The organism is Pseudomonas rhodesiae (assembly GCF_013285305.1).
Taxonomy (GTDB): Bacteria; Pseudomonadota; Gammaproteobacteria; order Pseudomonadales; family Pseudomonadaceae; genus Aquipseudomonas; species Aquipseudomonas rhodesiae.
Genome location: NZ_CP054205.1, coordinates 1,330,004 through 1,347,661, shown reverse-complemented (window position 1 = coordinate 1,347,661; position 17,658 = coordinate 1,330,004). Strand labels below are relative to the sequence as shown.

At 62.5% G+C, this 17,658-nt stretch carries 17 protein-coding genes; 5 read left to right on the top strand and 12 right to left on the bottom strand.

Annotated features, from left to right (window positions below):
- Positions 1 to 88: 88 nt before the first annotated feature.
- Positions 89 to 1,465: an L-serine ammonia-lyase gene (locus tag HRH33_RS06015; RefSeq protein ID WP_167417248.1), complete on the top strand. Its 1,377-nt coding sequence runs from the start codon at positions 89 to 91 to the stop codon at positions 1,463 to 1,465.
- Positions 1,466 to 1,775: 310 nt separating this feature from the next.
- Positions 1,776 to 2,093 carry a DUF3509 domain-containing protein gene (locus HRH33_RS06010; protein ID WP_034096031.1) on the top strand — a complete coding sequence of 106 codons (318 nt, stop codon included), beginning with the start codon at positions 1,776 to 1,778 and terminating at the stop codon, positions 2,091 to 2,093.
- Here HRH33_RS06010 and HRH33_RS06005 read toward each other — a convergent pair.
- Positions 2,090 to 2,578 (bottom strand): phosphate-starvation-inducible protein PsiE, encoded by a 489-nt coding sequence (locus HRH33_RS06005; RefSeq protein ID WP_034096030.1) that lies wholly within the window; start codon positions 2,576 to 2,578, stop codon positions 2,090 to 2,092. The two genes, HRH33_RS06010 and HRH33_RS06005, sit on opposite strands and share 4 nt — an antisense overlap.
- A 280-nt stretch (positions 2,579 to 2,858) precedes the next feature.
- On the opposite strand from HRH33_RS06005, the gene HRH33_RS06000 reads away from it, so the two are divergent.
- Positions 2,859 to 3,119: a YebG family protein gene (locus HRH33_RS06000; protein WP_010564043.1), complete on the top strand. Its 261-nt coding sequence runs from the start codon at positions 2,859 to 2,861 to the stop codon at positions 3,117 to 3,119.
- Positions 3,120 to 3,173: 54 nt separating this feature from the next.
- Here HRH33_RS06000 and HRH33_RS05995 read toward each other — a convergent pair whose 3' ends face one another.
- Positions 3,174 to 4,193, bottom strand: a complete 1,020-nt coding sequence (locus HRH33_RS05995) for a Leu/Phe/Val dehydrogenase (protein WP_047881608.1) — start codon at positions 4,191 to 4,193, stop codon at positions 3,174 to 3,176.
- A 185-nt stretch (positions 4,194 to 4,378) separates the two neighbouring features.
- Here HRH33_RS05995 and HRH33_RS05990 point away from each other — a divergent pair, with 185 nt between their 5' ends.
- Positions 4,379 to 5,182 (top strand): SirB1 family protein, encoded by an 804-nt coding sequence (locus HRH33_RS05990; RefSeq protein ID WP_034096028.1) that lies wholly within the window; start codon positions 4,379 to 4,381, stop codon positions 5,180 to 5,182.
- A gap of 15 nt (positions 5,183 to 5,197) precedes the next feature.
- Here the strand turns inward: HRH33_RS05990 and HRH33_RS05985 are convergent, their stop codons facing one another.
- The 4 genes from HRH33_RS05985 to hmgA are packed head-to-tail and all read right to left on the bottom strand — an operon-like array spanning position 5,198 to position 9,803.
- On the bottom strand, positions 5,198 to 6,529 hold the full coding sequence (locus HRH33_RS05985) for an MFS transporter (RefSeq protein ID WP_167417249.1): 1,332 nt from the start codon (positions 6,527 to 6,529) through the stop codon (positions 5,198 to 5,200).
- A gap of 43 nt (positions 6,530 to 6,572) precedes the next feature.
- Positions 6,573 to 7,217: a maleylacetoacetate isomerase gene (maiA, locus tag HRH33_RS05980; RefSeq protein ID WP_167417250.1), complete on the bottom strand. Its 645-nt coding sequence runs from the start codon at positions 7,215 to 7,217 to the stop codon at positions 6,573 to 6,575.
- Positions 7,218 to 7,229: 12 nt separating this feature from the next.
- Positions 7,230 to 8,516: a fumarylacetoacetase gene (gene fahA / locus HRH33_RS05975; protein ID WP_167417251.1), complete on the bottom strand. Its 1,287-nt coding sequence runs from the start codon at positions 8,514 to 8,516 to the stop codon at positions 7,230 to 7,232.
- Positions 8,517 to 8,519: 3 nt separating this feature from the next.
- Positions 8,520 to 9,803: a homogentisate 1,2-dioxygenase gene (gene hmgA / locus HRH33_RS05970; protein WP_167417252.1), complete on the bottom strand. Its 1,284-nt coding sequence runs from the start codon at positions 9,801 to 9,803 to the stop codon at positions 8,520 to 8,522.
- A gap of 120 nt (positions 9,804 to 9,923) precedes the next feature.
- Between hmgA and HRH33_RS05965 the strand changes: the two genes are divergently transcribed.
- The gene (locus HRH33_RS05965; protein WP_167417253.1) at positions 9,924 to 10,703 is read left to right on the top strand and encodes an IclR family transcriptional regulator; all 780 of its coding nucleotides are present in this window, start codon (positions 9,924 to 9,926) and stop codon (positions 10,701 to 10,703) included.
- Between the two features lies 1 nt (position 10,704).
- On the opposite strand, the gene dacB is transcribed toward HRH33_RS05965, so the two are convergent.
- The 6 genes from dacB to HRH33_RS05935 all read right to left on the bottom strand — a co-directional run bounded on the left by dacB (position 10,705) and on the right by HRH33_RS05935 (position 17,508).
- Entirely contained in the window at positions 10,705 to 12,150 is a 1,446-nt protein-coding gene (dacB, locus tag HRH33_RS05960; RefSeq protein WP_167417254.1) for a D-alanyl-D-alanine carboxypeptidase/D-alanyl-D-alanine endopeptidase, read from the bottom strand.
- A 304-nt stretch (positions 12,151 to 12,454) separates the two neighbouring features.
- Complete coding sequence (locus HRH33_RS05955) at positions 12,455 to 14,875, bottom strand: TonB-dependent siderophore receptor (RefSeq protein WP_167417255.1); 2,421 nt, start codon at positions 14,873 to 14,875, stop codon at positions 12,455 to 12,457.
- 110 nt (positions 14,876 to 14,985) lie between these two features.
- On the bottom strand, positions 14,986 to 15,921 hold the full coding sequence (locus HRH33_RS05950; protein ID WP_034096021.1) for a glutathione S-transferase family protein: 936 nt from the start codon (positions 15,919 to 15,921) through the stop codon (positions 14,986 to 14,988).
- A gap of 82 nt (positions 15,922 to 16,003) precedes the next feature.
- Positions 16,004 to 16,273, bottom strand: a complete 270-nt coding sequence (locus HRH33_RS05945; RefSeq protein WP_034096020.1) for a GIY-YIG nuclease family protein — start codon at positions 16,271 to 16,273, stop codon at positions 16,004 to 16,006.
- Between the two features lie 36 nt (positions 16,274 to 16,309).
- Positions 16,310 to 16,780 (bottom strand): nuclear transport factor 2 family protein, encoded by a 471-nt coding sequence (locus tag HRH33_RS05940; RefSeq protein WP_034096019.1) that lies wholly within the window; start codon positions 16,778 to 16,780, stop codon positions 16,310 to 16,312.
- A gap of 92 nt (positions 16,781 to 16,872) precedes the next feature.
- Positions 16,873 to 17,508, bottom strand: coding sequence for a response regulator (locus tag HRH33_RS05935; RefSeq protein WP_034096018.1), 636 nt, complete (start codon positions 17,506 to 17,508; stop codon positions 16,873 to 16,875).
- Positions 17,509 to 17,658 lie beyond the last annotated feature (150 nt).

The window sequence follows — 17,658 nt, the reverse complement described above, 5'->3', positions numbered from 1 at the left end:
GTGTTACAGGCGCTCAGTATCGCGCCAATTGCGCTCGTCCTACAAAAAATGGCAGCGATTCCCACTCCATTGCTTGTAAGGCTTTAGCATGGCTATCAGTGTTTTCGACCTATTCAAAATCGGCATCGGCCCGTCCAGCTCTCACACCGTCGGCCCCATGCGCGCAGCCGCGACCTTTGCCAAGGCGCTGACGGAGCAACAATTGCTCAGCCGCACCCGCCGCGTCGAAGTGCGCCTGTATGGCTCGCTGTCCGCCACCGGTGTCGGCCATGCCACGGATCGCGCCTGCTTAATGGGGTTGATGGGCGAGTGGCCGGATCAGGTCGACCCCTCCTCGATCAATCCGCGTATTCAGCAACTGCGCGACAGCGGCCGTTTACTGCTGGCAGGCACCGAGGATATCGCCTTCAACTGGCACGCCGACCTCCTGCTGCTCGAAGAGAGCTTGCCCTACCATCCCAACGCCATGTCCCTACATGCCTATGGCGACCATGGCCTGGTGAGTGAAGAAACGTACTACTCGGTGGGCGGCGGTTTCATCATCGAGGCGGCCGAGGCGGCGTCGGGCATCACGCCGGTCAGCGATGTGGCATTGCCTTATGACTTTTCCAGCGCCGCCGAACTGCTGGCGCTGTGCAAGCAGCACGGTTTAAGGGTGTCGGAGCTGATGATGGCCAACGAACGTGCGTGGCGCAGTGACGCAGACATTCGCAGCGGTCTGCTACATATCTGGTCGGTGATGCGCGAATGCGTCGAACAAGGCTTGCGCGATGAAGGCATCTTGCCTGGCGGCCTCGACGTTCCGCGCCGCGCGGCAAAATTGCACCGCAACTTGTTGGAAATCGGCAAACCGAATGTCATCACGTCCACCTTGTCGGCAATGGAGTGGGTCAACCTGTTCGCCCTGGCCGTCAACGAAGAAAACGCCGCGGGCGGGCGCATGGTCACGGCACCGACCAACGGCGCGGCCGGCATCATCCCGGCGGTGCTGCATTACTACATGAAGTTCAACGCCGACGCGTCTGACGACGACGTGGTCAATTTCTTTTTGGCCGCAGCCGCCGTCGGCATCCTGTGCAAGAAAAACGCCTCGATCTCCGGGGCCGAGGTCGGTTGCCAGGGCGAAGTCGGCTCGGCCTGCGCCATGGCCGCCGCCGGCTTGGCCGAGATCCTCGGCGCCACGCCCGGGCAATTGGAAAACGCCGCCGAAATCGGCCTGGAACATAACCTGGGCCTGACCTGCGACCCCGTCGGCGGCCTGGTGCAAGTACCGTGCATCGAGCGCAATGCCATCGCGGCGGTCAAGGCGATCAACGCAACCCAAATGGCCTTGCGCGGCGACGGCAAGCACTTCATTTCCCTCGACCGGGTGATACGCACCATGCGCGACACCGGCGCCGACATGCATGACAAGTACAAAGAAACCTCTCGGGGAGGCCTGGCGGTGAGCTGGGTGGAGTGCTGATTGCGCTGTGTGAGATCGTTTTGCCGGTAGTGCCCTGAAATAGATCACGGGCCTGAAACAATTGTGAGAGAGGGCTTGCCCCCGATGGCGGTGGGTCAGTGGTAGATGGGCTGACTGACCCAGCGCTATCGGGGGCAAGCCCCCTCCCACATTGGGATGGTCGGTATACGGCACGGCCCTTGCTGTAAGGCTCTTGAGGCAAACGGAATTTGTGCCCCTCAGCGACGAATTGGCCGGTGGTCAGGCAATGCGAACTAATCCAGACACCGGTCGTCAATGACTGCATGTTCTTATCAGGCGGTAACGCACCATGGACAATCCTTTTCAGATCATCACCGACACATTCAGCCCAAAATATCGCGTCAACCTGAGCATTCAACGGCTCGACGGCAGCATCATGCTCACCCTCTCGAATGAGACGGGCGTGGTAGCCAAGCGCATGATCAGTGCCGAGCAACGCAACGACCCCGAACGGCTCAAGCGCCTGGTGCAGAGCATCCAGTTCGGCATCGCCATCGAGCAGGGCCACAGCGCCATGGAAATCCTGGCGATCATGACCGACGGCGACAACCACAAACTTATGCAGCCACCGCCGGCCCGTGACCTGCCGTTCAGCGTCGGGCTTTAAAGCTCACCCTTCTCGGTCTCCAGGCTCGCCTCGCCTTTGCGCCGCGGGCTTTCGACCTTCACCGAAGGGAACGACGACGATGCGTAACGCACCACCAGGATCGCGAACGCTAACAGCAGAATCCCGCCGCACAGGTAGATGATGCCCAGGTCCGGCGGGTTGTGATGGGATACGTTGGAGATCAACAGACGTGTCAGCGCAGTGATCGCAACGTAGATCAGGAAGCGCACGGGCATGTGGTTGGTCTTGAAGTAAATCCCAACCATCGCGCCCAATTCCAAATAGATGAACAGCAGCAAGATGTCATCGATCTTGATGTGCCCGTTCTCCAGCATCCCCAGAAACTCCATCACCGCCGCCCAGGCCGTGACCGCGCCAATGGCGAACAGCGCCAGGTAGTGGAACGACTCCACAAACAGGTTCCCCAGCGACTCGGCCAGGCCATGGACCTGGTGGCGCAACTTTTCGGCCCAGTTGATTTTCACGATGATGCTTCCTTAGGTCGGTTCGACCGGATAATGCGGGTTGGACGTGACGGTTGTTCTGCATGCAGAAAAAAGGCCAGAGCGTAGAAAGTGAGATGATGTCAGCATGACATGAGGCACACCGGCAGCCTGATAGCCTTGATGCGTCGTCCCACACGTCCATTTCCCTACTACATTAAAAAACTGCTACCCAAACCCCACGGTTTGGCTTACCCTTTTCGCTGTATATAAATACAGTAGTCGCAAAAGACAACTATCGTGAAGGCATGTGAGGTGGTGAATGGCCGTCGAAGTGGTATACCGCAGCAGCCGAGATCTGGAGCGTTTGTTCATGGATAAAGCCGAAGCTGACCGTCATGACAAAATGCTTGAACTCGCTGAGTTGCTGGCAGAAGTGTTGCAGAAAGCCGTGCCGTCCTTGAGCGAGCAGCAGGTGGAGGAAGCCGGGATCTACATGGCGAAGAACCGCGATGTATTTGCCAAGGCATTCAAGAGTCAGCCGGACGCGTTGTCCGAGTTGCTCAACCCGCCGGCAGAGTAAAGCCCGAATTGAACAGGCCCTGAATCATTGATTCAGGGCCTTTTTAATCGCCGCTCATTGGTAGAGCAGGCGCTCGGCCAGTTCGTCCGCTACCCGTGCGGGCGAGCGTTTTTCGGCTTGGGCATGGGCATAGATTTCGGTCAGGCGTGAGCCAATGTTCGACAGGTGCGCGGTGATGGTGGGCAGTTCGGCGCCGCTGTGTTTGAGCGCGACGTAGATCAGGCCGCCGGAATTGATCACATAGTCGGGCGCATAAAGAATGCCGCGCCCCTCCAACTGATCGGCCACTTGCAGGTTGGTCAGTTGGGCGCTGGCGGAACCGGCCACGGCGGCGCAACGCAGTTGGCCCACGCTGGTACGGTTGAACACCGCACCCAGGCCGCAGGGCGCAAGAATGTCGCAGGGGGTGCTGAGCAAGGCGTCGTTGGCGATGGGGTGTGCGCCGAACTGTTCCATGGCCAGTTGCACCTTGCCATGGTCGATATCGCTCACCAGCAATTCGGCGCCGGCGGCGTGCAGCTGTTCGGCGAGGGCGTAGCCGACGTTGCCCAGGCCTTGTATGGCCACCCGCAGGCTTTCGAGGTTGTCGCTGCCCAAGCGCGCCATGGCCGTGGCGCGGATGCCGGTAAACACGCCCATGGCGGCGTGGGGCGCAGGGTCGCCGGCGGCGGTGGTGCTGGTGACGAAACGGGTTTGTTGAGCGATGCAATCCATGTCGGCCACCGAGGTGCCGCTGTCGATGGCCGTGATGTAGCGGCCATCCAGTTGTTCCACGCAGCGCCCAAAGGCTTCGAACAGCGCCGCGCGGCTTTCAACATGGGCGGGCCGCAGGATCACCGCGGTGCCACCACCAACCGGCAACCCGGCCAGGGCGGCTTTGTAGCTCATGCCTTGGGCCAGGCGCGCCGCATCGGCCACGGCCGTTTCGTCGTCGGGGTAGGCAAGGTAACGACAGCCGCCCAGGGCGGGCCCCAGGCGGCTGTTGTGAATAGCTATGACCGCCTTCAAGCCTGTCACCGGGTCGATGCTCAGGTGCAGCGATTCAAGGCGGGTGCGGTGCATGAGAGCAAACATCGTCGAGCTCCCGAATCACTTCTTGTGTCGCCAAGTATAGGCTTGCAGCAGAAAACTGCCGAAGTGCGCTGGAATAAGTCGTCCGATTTTGTAGGTTCTGCGACATAAGCGCGCAGGATCTTTCTTAAGTCACTGGACGAAAATTCCCAGCAAGGCTAAAACGGGGGCATCCGCCGGAGAATGCAATGAAGCCCCGCCAAGCCTTTTTCGCCTGCCTGGAACGCTCGCCCCCTGCACTGTTCGAGGCCGCGCTGTGGATTGCCGCCGAACATGACGCGACGGTGCAACCGTTGCAGATTCTGCAAGAACTGGGGTTGCTGCAACAACAGGTGAGCGCAGGCATGCCCGTGCTGCCGGCGGATGAATTGGGCCAACCGCTGCTGCGGCGCATGAACGATCTGGGGTTTGCCCAGGATGACTTCACGCCCCTGCGCCCCGCCGCCGCGCTGTTGGATAAAGTCCTGCTGCGCAAACGCGGGCAGCCCCTGGCCATGGGCTTGATTGCCATGGAACTGGCGCGGCGCCTGCATATTCCCATGGTCGGCGTGAACTTCCCAGGGCACTTCCTGCTACGCGTCCCCGGCGCTGATCACTTGTTGGACCCCTGCGGCGGTCGGCGCCTCTACACCAACGATTGCCGCGAACTGCTGCAACGCCAATATGGCCCCAACCTAAAGTTGCAGGCCGAACACCTGCATACCGCCGAACCGCGCTCAATGCTCCAACGCTTGTCGCGCAACCTGCGCCAATTGCACTTGGCCAATGACGATCCACTGGCGGCGCTGATCGACGCCGAGCGCGTGCTGGAACTGGGCAACGCCAGCGCCGCCGATTACCTGGCACGGGCCAGCCTGTATCAACGCCTGGACTGCCCCAACGCCGAACGCTTCGATCTGGAGCATGCGCTGCTGCTCAGCGAAGACCCGATCCAACGCCTGCGCCTGACCGAGCGGTTGGGGCATCTGCCGCCCAACACGGTGGTGCATTGACCAACACGTTGGCTTCTAGTTAAGGCGCGAGGTTTTTTGTGGCGAGCGCACCTGGATGATCAACAACGCAGCCATCACCGCCGGAACCGCGCAGAAGAAAAAAATCTGCTGCACCGGTACCTGCATTGCCAGCAGCAGACTGCCCAGCAACGGCCCGAGGATCGAGCCGAAGCGCCCCACTCCCAGTGCCCAGCCCGTGCCGGTGGCGCGCACGTGGGCCGGGTAGAAGTTGCTGGCGAAGGCATTCAACGTCAGTTGCCCACCGATGATGCAGAAGCCGGCGGCAAACACGCACGCTACCAAGTAGCGCGGATTATCGTGGTTCAAGCCCAACAGCACGGTGCACAGCCCGGCCGCGAACAACACCCCGCACAGCAGGCGGACTTTATTTTTCAGGCGGTCGGCAAACCAGGCCATGCCGATGGCACCCAAGGTGCCGGCAAACAGGAACATCGACGTCACCAGGTTGGCCTGCTTGAGTGCCAGGCCACTTTCCAACAGCAACGACGGCAGCCAGCTGATCATGAAATACAGCAGGATCAGGCTGACGAAAAAGGTTGCCCAGATCAGCAAGGTCGGGCGGGCGTAACCGTTGCGAAACAACTCAACCACCGTCAATTGGCTGCCCCGCGCCTGCTGGTCATCGGCGGTGCTTGCCAACGGCGGTTGCCAGTCGGGCAACAGGCGCGCCGTGACCCGCTGCAGACGCCAGTAAGGCGGCGCGTCCCGCAATAATCGCGGCAAGGATTCGGGCAGCAGCCACACCAGAAACGGAAACAGCAGCAGCGGCGTTACACCGCCTGCCAGGAACACCGCCTCCCACCCGTAATGCTCAATAAATCCTGCGGCCACGAACCCACCCGCCGCGCCACCAAACGAAAAGCCGCACGCGGCCAAGGTCACCATCAGGGTGCGCAGGCGCGGTGGCGAATAGTCCGACATCAAGGCCATGGCACTGGGCATCGCCCCACCCATGCCGATCCCGCAGATAAACCGTGCGGCCATCAGCGTGGTCAGCGAGTCGGCGAACACCATCAGCACCGTGAGGCTGGCGTAGATCAGCACGCAGGCCAACAGAATCCGGCGTACGCCAAAGCGGTCCGCCAGTGGCGTCACCAGCAGTGAGCCAAGGGTGAGCCCCAGCAAGTTGGCACTGAATACCGGGCCGAACGCGGCTTTTTCCAGCCCCCAGTCCGCGGCCAGCGCCGGCACTACGTAGCCCAGCACTTGGGCATCGTAGCCATCGGTCACCAGCAGCAACGCCAGCAACAAGAGGATCAACCACTGGAAGCGCGACACCGGACGGGCGTCGAGTGCCGCGCGAAAGCTGGCAATCTGAGTGTGCATCGCAAGGTACCTGTCTTATTTTTATGGGTGTCGCACAGCGGATTTACGGGGCCTCAGGGGTATCCGGTTGATTGGCGGGATGGGCTTGAATAAACGCCGGATGCTGCCTGGCCAAGGCCGCAACACGGCCGATACGCGGGTAATCGGCCAGCGACACTTTGAACCGCTCGGCTGCGTACAACTGTGGGATCAAAAACACATCGGCCATGCCTGGCTGGTCGCCAAAACAAAACCCTTGATCACCGATCAGTTGCTCCACCGCGCCGAGGCCCTGGCTGATCCAGTGCCCGACCCACGCCAGCACCTGCGTGTCGTCATGCCCCCATTGGCGCAACAGGTTCTGAGTGCTGGAGTTGTGCAACGGGTGGATGTCACAACCGATGATCGATGCCACCGCACGCTCGTGGGCGCGGGTCGCCAGGTCTTGGCTCAGCAGCGGCACCTGTGGATAACGTTCGTCGAGGTATTCGATGATCGCCGGCGATTGGATCAACAGGTCGCCGTCGTCAGTGCGCAGGGCCGGCACGCGCCCCTGCGGGTTGATGGCCAGGTACGCCGGCTGGCGGTTGGCGCCCCCTGCCGGCACCAGCAGGTTGACCGGCACCGCCGTGAACGCCAGCCCCTTGAGCGCCAAAGCGATGCGCACGCGATACGACGAAGTAGAGCGGTAATAGGTATAGAGTTCCATCCCCCGCCCTCCTCAGCGTGCTGCGACCACAGTGCCACGGCATTCGCCAAAACCGATGGAGGCATAGCCTTCACGGTTGCAGCGCGCACGCAGAATGATTTCGTCGCCGTCTTCGAGGAATTTACGCACTTCGCCGGACGGCAGCTCGATCACTTTTTTACCGCCTTCGGTGATCTCCAACAGGCTGCCGAGTTGGCTGGCTTGCGGCCCGGACAAGGTGCCCGAACCGAACAGATCGCCAGGCTGCAGTTGGCAACCGTTGACGCTGTGATGGGCCACCAACTGCGCGGCGGTCCAGTACATATGCAGGCTGTTGCTCAGGGCCAGGCGATGGGCCGGCAGGTTTTGTTCGCGCATGGCGGCCGTGGTCAGCAGCACTTCCAGTTCGATATCCAGAGCACCGCCGGCCTGATCGCGTTGATCCAGCAAGTACGGCAGCGGCTGCGGATCGCCTTCGGGGCGTGCCGGTTGAGCCTTGCGGAACGGCGCCAACGCTTCAGCCGTGACTACCCAGGGCGAGACGGTGGTAATAAAGCTCTTGGACAGGAACGGCCCCAGCGGCTGGTATTCCCACGCTTGGATATCCCGCGCCGACCAGTCGTTGAGCAGGCAGAAACCGGCGATATGTTCGGCCGCGTCACCGATGGCGATCGCTTCGCCCATGGCGTTGCCCTGGCCGATCCAGATGCCCAGTTCCAACTCGTAGTCCAACCGCGCACAGGGGCCGAAGGTGGGTTCGGATTGGCCGGCAGGCAGGGTCTGGCCTTTGGGGCGACGCACAGCCACGCCCGAGGGGCGCACGGTGGAGGCGCGGCCGTGATAGCCGATCGGCACATACTTGTAGTTGGGCAGCAACGGGTTGTCGGGGCGGAATAGCTTGCCGACGTTCTGCGCGTGTTCGATACCAACGTAGAAGTCGGTGTAGTCGCCGATTTTGGCTGGCAGGTGCAGTTGGCAATCAGCCGCGCGGTGCAGCACCTGCGCCTCGCGGGCTTGCAGCGGGCTGCCCTCGGCCAGCAGCTCCAGCAGGCGCTCGCGCAGGGCCACGCGTGGGCCGCGGCCCAGGGCGAACAACCCGTTCAGTTGACCGCCGGCAGTCGCTTCCACGGCACGACGGGCTTCGCCATCGAATGCGTCCAATGCCGCGTGAAGATCCAGGATGAAATCCCCAATCGCCACGCCGCTGCGCGGGGGCTCGTCATTGCGACTGAAGATGCCCAGCGGCAGGTTCTGCAGCGGGAAATCCGCGTGACCGTTGGCGGACGCTACCCAACTACGGGCAGGGGTAGGCTGAGTCATGGGTTATCTCCGATTCGGGTTGAAGGTGACGGGCAGTGAGGCCCAGCACGCGTCGTAAGCAGGTTGCAGGTGCGGACAGTCCAGGGCGAACTGGGTGGGACGCAGCACTTGGCTGGTCTCGAACATGAACGCCATGGTGTTATCGATCTTGTGCGGCGCCAGCTCCACATTGATGGCCTTGGTGCAGGTTTCGCCATCCGGGCCGTGGGCGCTCATGCAGCTGTGCAGCGACGCACCGCCGGGCAGGAAACCCTCGGCCTTGGCGTCGTAGGCGCCTTGGATCAAGCCCATGTATTCGTTCATCAGATTGCGGTGGAACCAAGGCGGACGGAAGGTGTTCTCGGCCACCATCCAGCGCGGCGGGAAAATCACGAAGTCGAGGTTGGCCAGGCCATGCACGCTGGTGGGCGAGGTCAACACGGTGAAAATCGACGGGTCCGGGTGATCGAAACTGACGGTGCCGATGGTGTTGAAGCGGCGCAGGTCGTATTTGTACGGCACGTTGTTGCCGTGCCAGGCCACCACGTTCAGCGGTGAATGGTCGAGCTCGCAGGCCCACAGTTCGCCGAGAAACTTCTGCACCAACGTCGTCGGTTGCCGCAAGTCTTCGTAATGGGCGACGGGGCTGAGGAAGTCCCGTGGATTAGCCAGACCGTTGCTGCCGATGGGCCCCAGGTCCGGCAGGCGCAGCGGCGCGCCGTGGTTCTCGGCGATGTAGCCGCGGGCCTGGGCGTCCAGCAGTTCGACGCGGAATTTAAGGCCACGGGGCAGCACCACGATTTCCAGCGGCTCCACTTCCAGCACGCCCAGTTCAGTGACGAGACGCAGGCGCCCCTGCTCGGGGACGATCAACCATTCGCCGTCGGCGTTGAAGAACACCCGCTCCATGGAGCGATTGGCGCGATAGTGGTGGATGCTGATACCCGAGGGTTTCTCCGACGCCGAATTGGCGACCATTGCGACCAGACCATCAATAAAATCGGTCGGTTTGCTAGGCATATCCAGTGGGTTCCAGCGCAGCCGGTTGGGCGTCACCGCACCCAACGGACCGCCGGCCAATTGCCGTTCCAATTTGGCGAACGCTGGGTGATTGGCCGACGGCTGGATGCGGTACAACCAGGTACGCCGGGCTTCGCTGCGGGTCATGGTGAACGCAGTGCCGGAGAACAGTTCGGTGTACAGGCCGTAGGGTGCTTTTTGCGGGGAGTTCTGGCCGACCGGCAAGGCGCCGGGCAGGGCTTCGCTGGCAAATTCATTGCCGAAGCCCGACAGGTATTCGAGGGTCATGGATCGTCCTCTGAGCGGAAGTTGTTTTTATCGTAATCCAGTTACGCATAACGTAATTTGATCACCGTCGAGCGTCAAGCTATAAAGACGCCCATTCATCTTTCGGAACCCCGCCCCTACATGGAAAAGCCCCGCGACACCGGTAAACAAAAAGTCCGTTCGGCCGAAGTGGGCACCGATATTCTCAAGGCCCTGGCCGAACTATCCCCGGCCACGTCGCTGTCGCGCCTGGCCGAGCATGTGCAGATGCCGGCGAGCAAAGTGCATCGCTACCTGCAAGCATTGATCGCCTCGGGGTTCGCCGAACAGAACACCGCCACCAACCATTACGGCCTGGGCCGCGAAGCGTTGCGCGTGGGCCTGGCTGCGCTGGGCAGCATGGACGTGCTGAAAGTCGGCGCGCTGCCCCTGGCGGAACTGCGCGACCAACTGAACGAGACCTGCTTTCTGGCGGTGTGGGGCAATCAGGGCGCGACCGTGGTGCAGATCGAGCCGGCGGTGCGCGCGGTGACGGTGGTGACACAACTGGGGTCGGTGTTGCCGCTGCTCAGTTCGTCCACCGGGCTGGTGTTCAGTGCGTACCTACCCTCGCGGGAAACCGTGGAGCTGCGCCAGCAGGAGATCGAGGCGGGCATCGCCCACGCCCTGGCGGACGATCAAACCTACGCCACGGCCTGCGAACAGATCCGCCAGCGTGGCCTGCACTTTGTGCACGGCTTGCTGATGCCGGGGGTGGACGCCTTGTCGGCACCGGTGTTCAACGCCATCGGCCAGGTGGCGGCGGTAATGACCGTGGTTGGCCCTACCTCGCTGTTCCACGCCGATGAAGACGGCCCGGCGGCCCAGCAATTACTGGCGGCGACCCGGGCCGTAAGCTGGCGCATGGGCTACCAGCCCTGAACTAGTCCCGCCACTGGGCCAGGGCCTGGGCCACGCGATTTTCCACGGCGCGCACCGGCGCGGCGTTGCCCAGGTAGTTGTTGCTGACCATCGAAAACACCAGACGCCGGCCGTCGGCGTCGGTGATATAGCCACTCAATGACGACACGCCGGCCATGGAGCCGGTCTTGGCATGCAGGTTGTTTTGCGCCGCCGTCCCGCGCAGGCGATAGCGCAGGCTGCCACCCACCATGCGGTCCGCATTGCCGGCAATCGGCAGTGCGTTATACCAAGCGTCGAACCAGGGTTGTCTGGCGCTGGCCAGCAGCAGCTCGGTGAAGGTCAGGGACGACACCAGATTGCGCCGCGACAAGCCCGAACCGTCCACCTGGCTCAGGCTGGCCGGGTCCAGCCCCTGGCGTGTCATAAAGCCCGCCACTGCCGCCACGCCCGCCGCCGCCGTGCCTGCATTCGCAGTTTTGCGTCCCATGGCCTTGAGCAGGGCCTCGGACATATTGTTGTTCGAGAGTTTGAGCAGCGGCGTGATCAACTCCTGCAACGGCGCCGACTGATGTTCGGCCAACAATGCGGCCGTCGCAGGCGTAGCGCCACCAATCACACGCCGGCCCTGCACCTTGATGCCCTGCTGAGCCAGCGCCTGTTCAAACAGGTTCGCCACCAGTTGGGTCGGCTCCCACACACTCACCCACTGCCGGCTCTGCTTGCCGGGGGCCAGCGCACCGCTCAATTGCAGCAAGTTGGTGCCGTGCTGGCGGGTAATGCCGTACGTGTTGCCGGGGCCGCTGATGGCGCGATTGCTCAGTTGCACGTAGTCGGTGGCCGGGCTCACGGTAACGCTCACCGGTTGGCCGACGGCCACGGGCGCTTTCGCGGTGACAATCAATGTACCCGCGTCGAAATCCGTGTTGGGCGACACCGTCAACGCGGAGATCTGCGCACCGTAGTAGGTGCTTTCGTCATCCTGGGCCCAATCGACGCCCAGGCGCTCGGCGTCGAACCAGGTGTCGTCGAACACCAGATCGCCCTGCACTTCTCGCACGCCATCGCTGGCCAACTGTGCCGCCAGCGCCTGGTAATCGGCGAACTGCACGGTGGGATCGCCCAAGCCGCGCACGTACAGATTGCCCGCCAGCCGCTCGCCCTGGCGGCTGCCGGTGCTCAGTACCTGAGTGGAAAACCGGTATTGCGGCCCCAGCACATCCATCGCCGCCGAAGTGGTCAACAACTTGAGGTTGGAGGCCGGCACCAGACGCGTGCGCGGGTTGTGCTGGTAGAGGGTGGTACCACTGCGGGCGTCGCGCACCATCAAGGAGACCGTGGCGCCATTGAAGGCCGGGTCGGCCATCAGATGGTCAAGGATGGCCGGGGTGGAGGTTGGCGAAACGCTCGCGCAACCGCCCATGAAAACGCTCAAGCACAGCAGGGGTAGCCATCGTCCAACATGCATCAGTGTCAAATTCCACAAAATCTTCAGTGGCGGCAACGCTAACAGCTCCACCTGCCCGTGGCGAGCGGGCCGGTGGAGCAAGCTGCTGGGGGGCATGGATTTGTCGTGGTGGTGAGCCGGGTTGTCGAATCGTCGCACCGCCCGCGCTGGGTGGCGAAGCCGCTCCATCGATGATGCTGCATAGCTCCAGTTGGCAGTGAGGCGTCTAGAGTTGGGGCCGCTTCGCAGCCCAGCGCGGGCGGTGCGACGATTCGACAAGCCCGCTCACCACAAAAGGCAGCTCACGCAGCGCTCACCACCAGCCTTAGAATTCCAGCGTGCTCGACACCGACACCTGCCGTGCGTCCCCCAGCGATACAAAGAAGCGGCTGGCCGCCGAGGTGTAGTAGGTGCGGTCGAACAGGTTTTTCACGTTGAGCTGGAACTTGACCTTCTGCCCGTCGAGTTTGGTGTCGTAGGTGGCGAAAGCATCGGCCACGGTGTAGCCCGGCAAGGTGAAGTCGTTGGCGGCGTCCCCTGCCCGCTCGCCCACGTAGCGCGCGCCCGCGCCCATGCGCAGTTGATCGCCACCGAACAGGCTGCCGAAGTCGTAAGCCAGCGCCAGCGAGCCGGTGTGTTTGGCGACGTTCTGCAAGCGGTTGCCTTCCAGGGTCGGGTCGTTGTCCTTAATGTCCTCGGCGTCGGTGTAGGCATAGCTGCCGATCACGCTCCATTGGTCGCTCAACTGGCCGGTGGCGTCCAGTTCCAGGCCACGGGAACGCACCTGGCCGGCGATGCTGTAGATCGTGTTCGCGCCGGAACCCACCGAGACCAGCACATTGCGCTTGTCGATGGTGAACAACGCCGCGCTGGCGGTGATGCGCCCGGGAATGTCGAGCTTGGCCCCCAGTTCCCAGGACTTGGCCTGCTCGGGCGTAAGATCGCCAGTGAGCGTGCTGCCATCGGCCAAGGCGGCGATGGTGGAGTTGGGTTTGAACGACTCGGTGTAACTGCCATAGAACGACAGTTGATCGGTGTAGCGATACACCAGCCCGGCACGCGGCACCCAGGCCTGGCCGTTGCCATCGGTGTTGGCTTTGAACGGCACGCCTTTGCCGGCGTATTGGTCATACATCTGGTAGCGCGCACCGGCTACGAAAATCCATTGGTCGGTCAGGTGAATCGAATCCTGGAAGAACAGCGAGTCGCTGCGCAGCAGGTCGGTCTGGGCGCTGTCGGCGGCGCTGACGGTGCTGCCCGCCACTTCGTTGCCGTATACCGGATTGTTGTAGTTGAACGTGCCCCGCGAGGCCTGGCGGATCAGGTCGGCGCGGTAGATTTTGCGGTACTCGTCATCCAGGCCGAACACCAGGTCATGTTGCATGCCCAGCACGCTGACCTTGCCTTCGAGGCTGGCGGTGGCGAACCGGTCGGTGGTAATTGCGCCCTGGGTGCCGTCCATTCGGCGGGTCAGGGTGCCATTGGCGTTCACCGCGCTGACGCGTACTTGGCTGGCGTCGTAGGTTTCACGGTTCCAGCTGTAGCCGAAGTGAGCTTTCCAATCGTCGTTCAGATCGTGATCGGCTTCGAAGCGGTACAGGTCGGAGCGGCCTTCCATATTGTTGAACGGCTCGTCCAGGCGGCGGGTCGCCGGGATATCCAACGGATGGTTGGTCTTGGGATCGATGGCCGTGCCGCGGTCGAACGGTGAGAGAAACTCACGATGCTCATAAGCGAACAGCAGTTGAGTGGAATCGCCGTACCAGGCCAGGGACGGCGCCACCAGCGATTCGCGGTGAGTGCCGAAGTTGCGCCAGTAATCTTCGTCTTCGTGATCAACGATCAACCGGTAGGCCAGCCCTGAATCGCCCAACGGCCCGGTGGTGTCGAGGTTGCCGCCGCTGCCGTTCTTGCCGTCGCCGAAGGTGGAACCGCGCACGGTCAGGGCGGTGGATGGGGTCAATTCAGGCTTTTTGCTGACGATGTTCACCACGCCGCCCGGGTCCTGGATGCCATACAGCAGCGACGACGGGCCCTTGAGCACTTCAACCCGCTCGGCCGTGGCGTTCAACGCGCGGCCCTGCACCACCGGCATGCCGTCGCGCATGATCGAGCCGTTACGGTTGTCGCCAAAGCCGCGCAACATCACCGCGTCCTGGGTGCTGGCCAGGGTGTTGGCCTGGGTGATACCGCTGATATTGGCCAGGGCGTCATCCAGGTTGCGCGGGGTCTGATCGCGCAGCGCCTGGGCCGGCACCACGTTGACGGTTTGCGGGGTTTCCAGCAATAGACCGCGCGAGCGCATCACCGAGCTGGTGGGCGGCGGCTGGTAGCTGGTGCTGTCGTCAAGTTGGCCTATGCCGCTGATGGTGGTGGCGCCCAAGTTGAGTGCGCCTTCGGTGGGCACGGGTTCCAGGGCCAGGGTGCGGGCGTCGATCTGGCGGAAGGTCATGCCGGTGTTGCCCAACAGGCGTTGCAGGGCCTGGGTCGCGCTCATCTGCCCGCGCACTGCCGGGGCGCTGAAGCCATAGGGCGCTTCATCGGTGTAGATCACACTGATTCCGGTGACCCGGCTGAAATCGCTGAGAGCCTGGGGCAACGGTTTGGCCGCCAAGGCAAAGTCGAACTGCGCGCTTTGCTGCTCCTGCGCCCGCGCCACGCTCAACGGCAGCAAAGCCACCGCTGACACCGCCAGTACCGAGGCTCCCAGCCACTGTTTTACCCAACCGCCCGCCATCGACTTCATGCTGTGAGAACCCGTGTAGAAAACGCTGTTAATGCGAATTGATCGCAGTTTCAAGCACTACACGGATGGGCGGATGGTTTACCTCACCTGTTGTGGATAAATAATTTCATTCACTGCGCCTGGATACGGAAACCGAAGCGCGGGAAGTGCACATGCACAGTGCCTGCGCGCTCGTCGCTACGGCGCAGGATCAGCTCCTCGCGCCCGGCAAACAGCAGCTCGCCGGCCACTGGGTCGACGCCGTAGTCGATCGCGCTGATGGTCACCGCCTGGCCGGGATGGAAGCCGTTCAAGTCTTCAAACGCTTCGTCCGGCAACGCCGCCGGGGTGGCGTTGCGCGCAATCTCCAGCGCTTGTTCGGCGGTCATTTGGCTGGGCGTGCCGTGGCCGAAACCAAGCACGCGCCCCAGCCACGCGCACACTGCCGGGTAGGCGTCCACCAGGGGTGCTGTGACTGGCGTGGCTTTGAGGAACCACAGCGAATGGGCCAGGGAGAAGTCGGCAATCGACGGCTCGCCAAACAGAAAATCCCCCGCCTCGCGCTGCAACTGTTGCTCCAGGCGCGTCATGATCGCTGGCCATTGATGCTTGGCCACGTCGGCGCTCAGCTTGCTCGCCGAACCGCCGCTGAACAACGCGGCGCGGTCGGCCATAAAAGCTTTGATCGCTTCCGGCGGCAATTTGCCGAAGCGCACCGCCACCGATTCCGGCTGGAACACCAGGCTCACCGCGTGAGCGAACACCACGCTGTCGGCCCAGGTGGCGAAGGTCTGGGTGATCATTTCCTGGCCGAGAGGGAACAGCGCCGGCGCGGCTTTTTCCTGCTCCAGGCGTCGTGCGATCAGCGCGGTGTCACAGTAGATATCGGCGCCGACCTGCAACACCGGAGTCTTGCGGTAGCCGCCGGTGAGCGCGGTCAGGTCCGGTTTGGGCATCACCGGCGAGATCAGCACGGACTGCCAGGACAGGCCTTTGAAGCCCAGCAGCAGCCGAGCTTTTTCTGCAAAGGGTGAGGTGGGGTAGTGGTGAAGAATGAGCTCAGACATGCCAGGGTCCAGTTGTCAGGTTGAGCTGCCAGCTTAGCGCGCAATGGGTGGCGATGCCGTGATGGGAACCCATCAGTCGAATCTATGCACCACTGGCGGCCAGGCACTCCTTGGCGCTCTTCTTGAGTTTTTTGATCAGCCGTTCCTGACGCAAGGCGTCGCCTTTGCTTGCACATTGCTCGGTGTACACCAGCGCCACCGCCGGGCTGGACTGGAAAAACCGCGCGCCCTTGCCGCTTTGATGCTGAGCGAAGCGGCGCATCGGGTCATTGCTGATGCCGCAATACAGCGCGCCGTTGGCGGCGCGCACCAGGTAAACGAACCAGGGTTTGGGGTCGGTGGGAGTCGTCACGGATCGAGTCGGTCAACCAGAAGAGCGCCCAGCTTATCAACGACTGGCCTGGAATGCCTTGAGACCTTTGCGTGCCTGGGCGCGTACGGCGTTTTTCACCAGCGGCGTCCAGCCCAGCAACAGACCTTTGGTGCCCAGGGCCTGACGCGACCAACGCCACAGATCGAAGTGGTCGTGGTGCTCGCAGATCTTGCCGTCACGGAACACAAAACGCGCCTGGATATCATTGACCACTGTGTTGCCGGTGGCGCTGAACAGGTAGGTCGCCACCCAATGGGCGCTGCCGCGGGTGTCGTCGCTGCGCACTTGGTCGAAGGTCAGCGAGAAGTCCTTGGCGCGGGTGGTGAGCATGCGCCACATATCGCCGACGTCCCGACCGCGCAGCTCACCGAACGCCGGGTCGCTGAAGATCACGTCGTCGCTGTAGCAGGCGCTCATGGCGTCGGCGTCCAGGCGTTGGAACGCGCGGTAGAACTCGGTGATCAGGGCGTTGTGGGCATCACTCATGGGCAGGCTCCGTCGACGGCGAAAAAGATAGGCGCACGATAAGCCGCCCGCGCCGCCAAGGCTACTGACATTCACCGCGCCAATAGCCCGCCTCAGGGCACCATGCCGCAACTGCGGGCATAGGCGAAGAGGTCTACGTCGGTGGAAATGCACAGCCGGTTCATGGCAGTGCTCTTCTGCTTGCTGATGGTGGACACACTGCGATTGACCCGCGCCGCGATCTGGCTGACGGTCATGCCGCTGGCCAGCATGCGTACCACCTCACGCTCTTTTTCGGACAATTGCGGCTGTCGCGATTGGTCACCCGGCCCGGCTTCCACCAGCTGGGCCCGCAGGCATTCACTGACAAAGGTCTGGCCCGCGCTTACGGTCTTGATCGCCAGCGGCAGCTCCTTGGCCGACGCACTTTTGGCCACGATAGCCCGCGCGCCGTGGGCAAAGGAGGCTCGCAACGTGGCGATATTGGCAAACATGGTCACCAGGATCACCGGCAACGTCGGGTACTGGCGGTGCAGCAGGCTCAACAAACCGTAGCCGTCCGCCTGCTGGCCACCAGGCATGGCGAAATCGGTCACCAGCACATCGCAGGGTGTGGTCGCCAGCACACGCAGCAGTTGATCGGGACCGTCGGCCTCGCCCACCACTTTGCACCGTCCATTCGCCTCGATCACCACTCTCTGCCCGATGCGTACGATGGGATGATCGTCAGCAATGATTACGCGAAGCATAAATACCCACAGATGATGGCCACTAGATTCCGCGCAAAATACCCCCGCCGCCATCCCTCAACAACCGCAGAAGTCTCGGCGTTTTTCCTCACGATCAATGTTTGATAGCCGCCGCTTTTGGACCTACAAAATAAAAAGAAAATACCTACA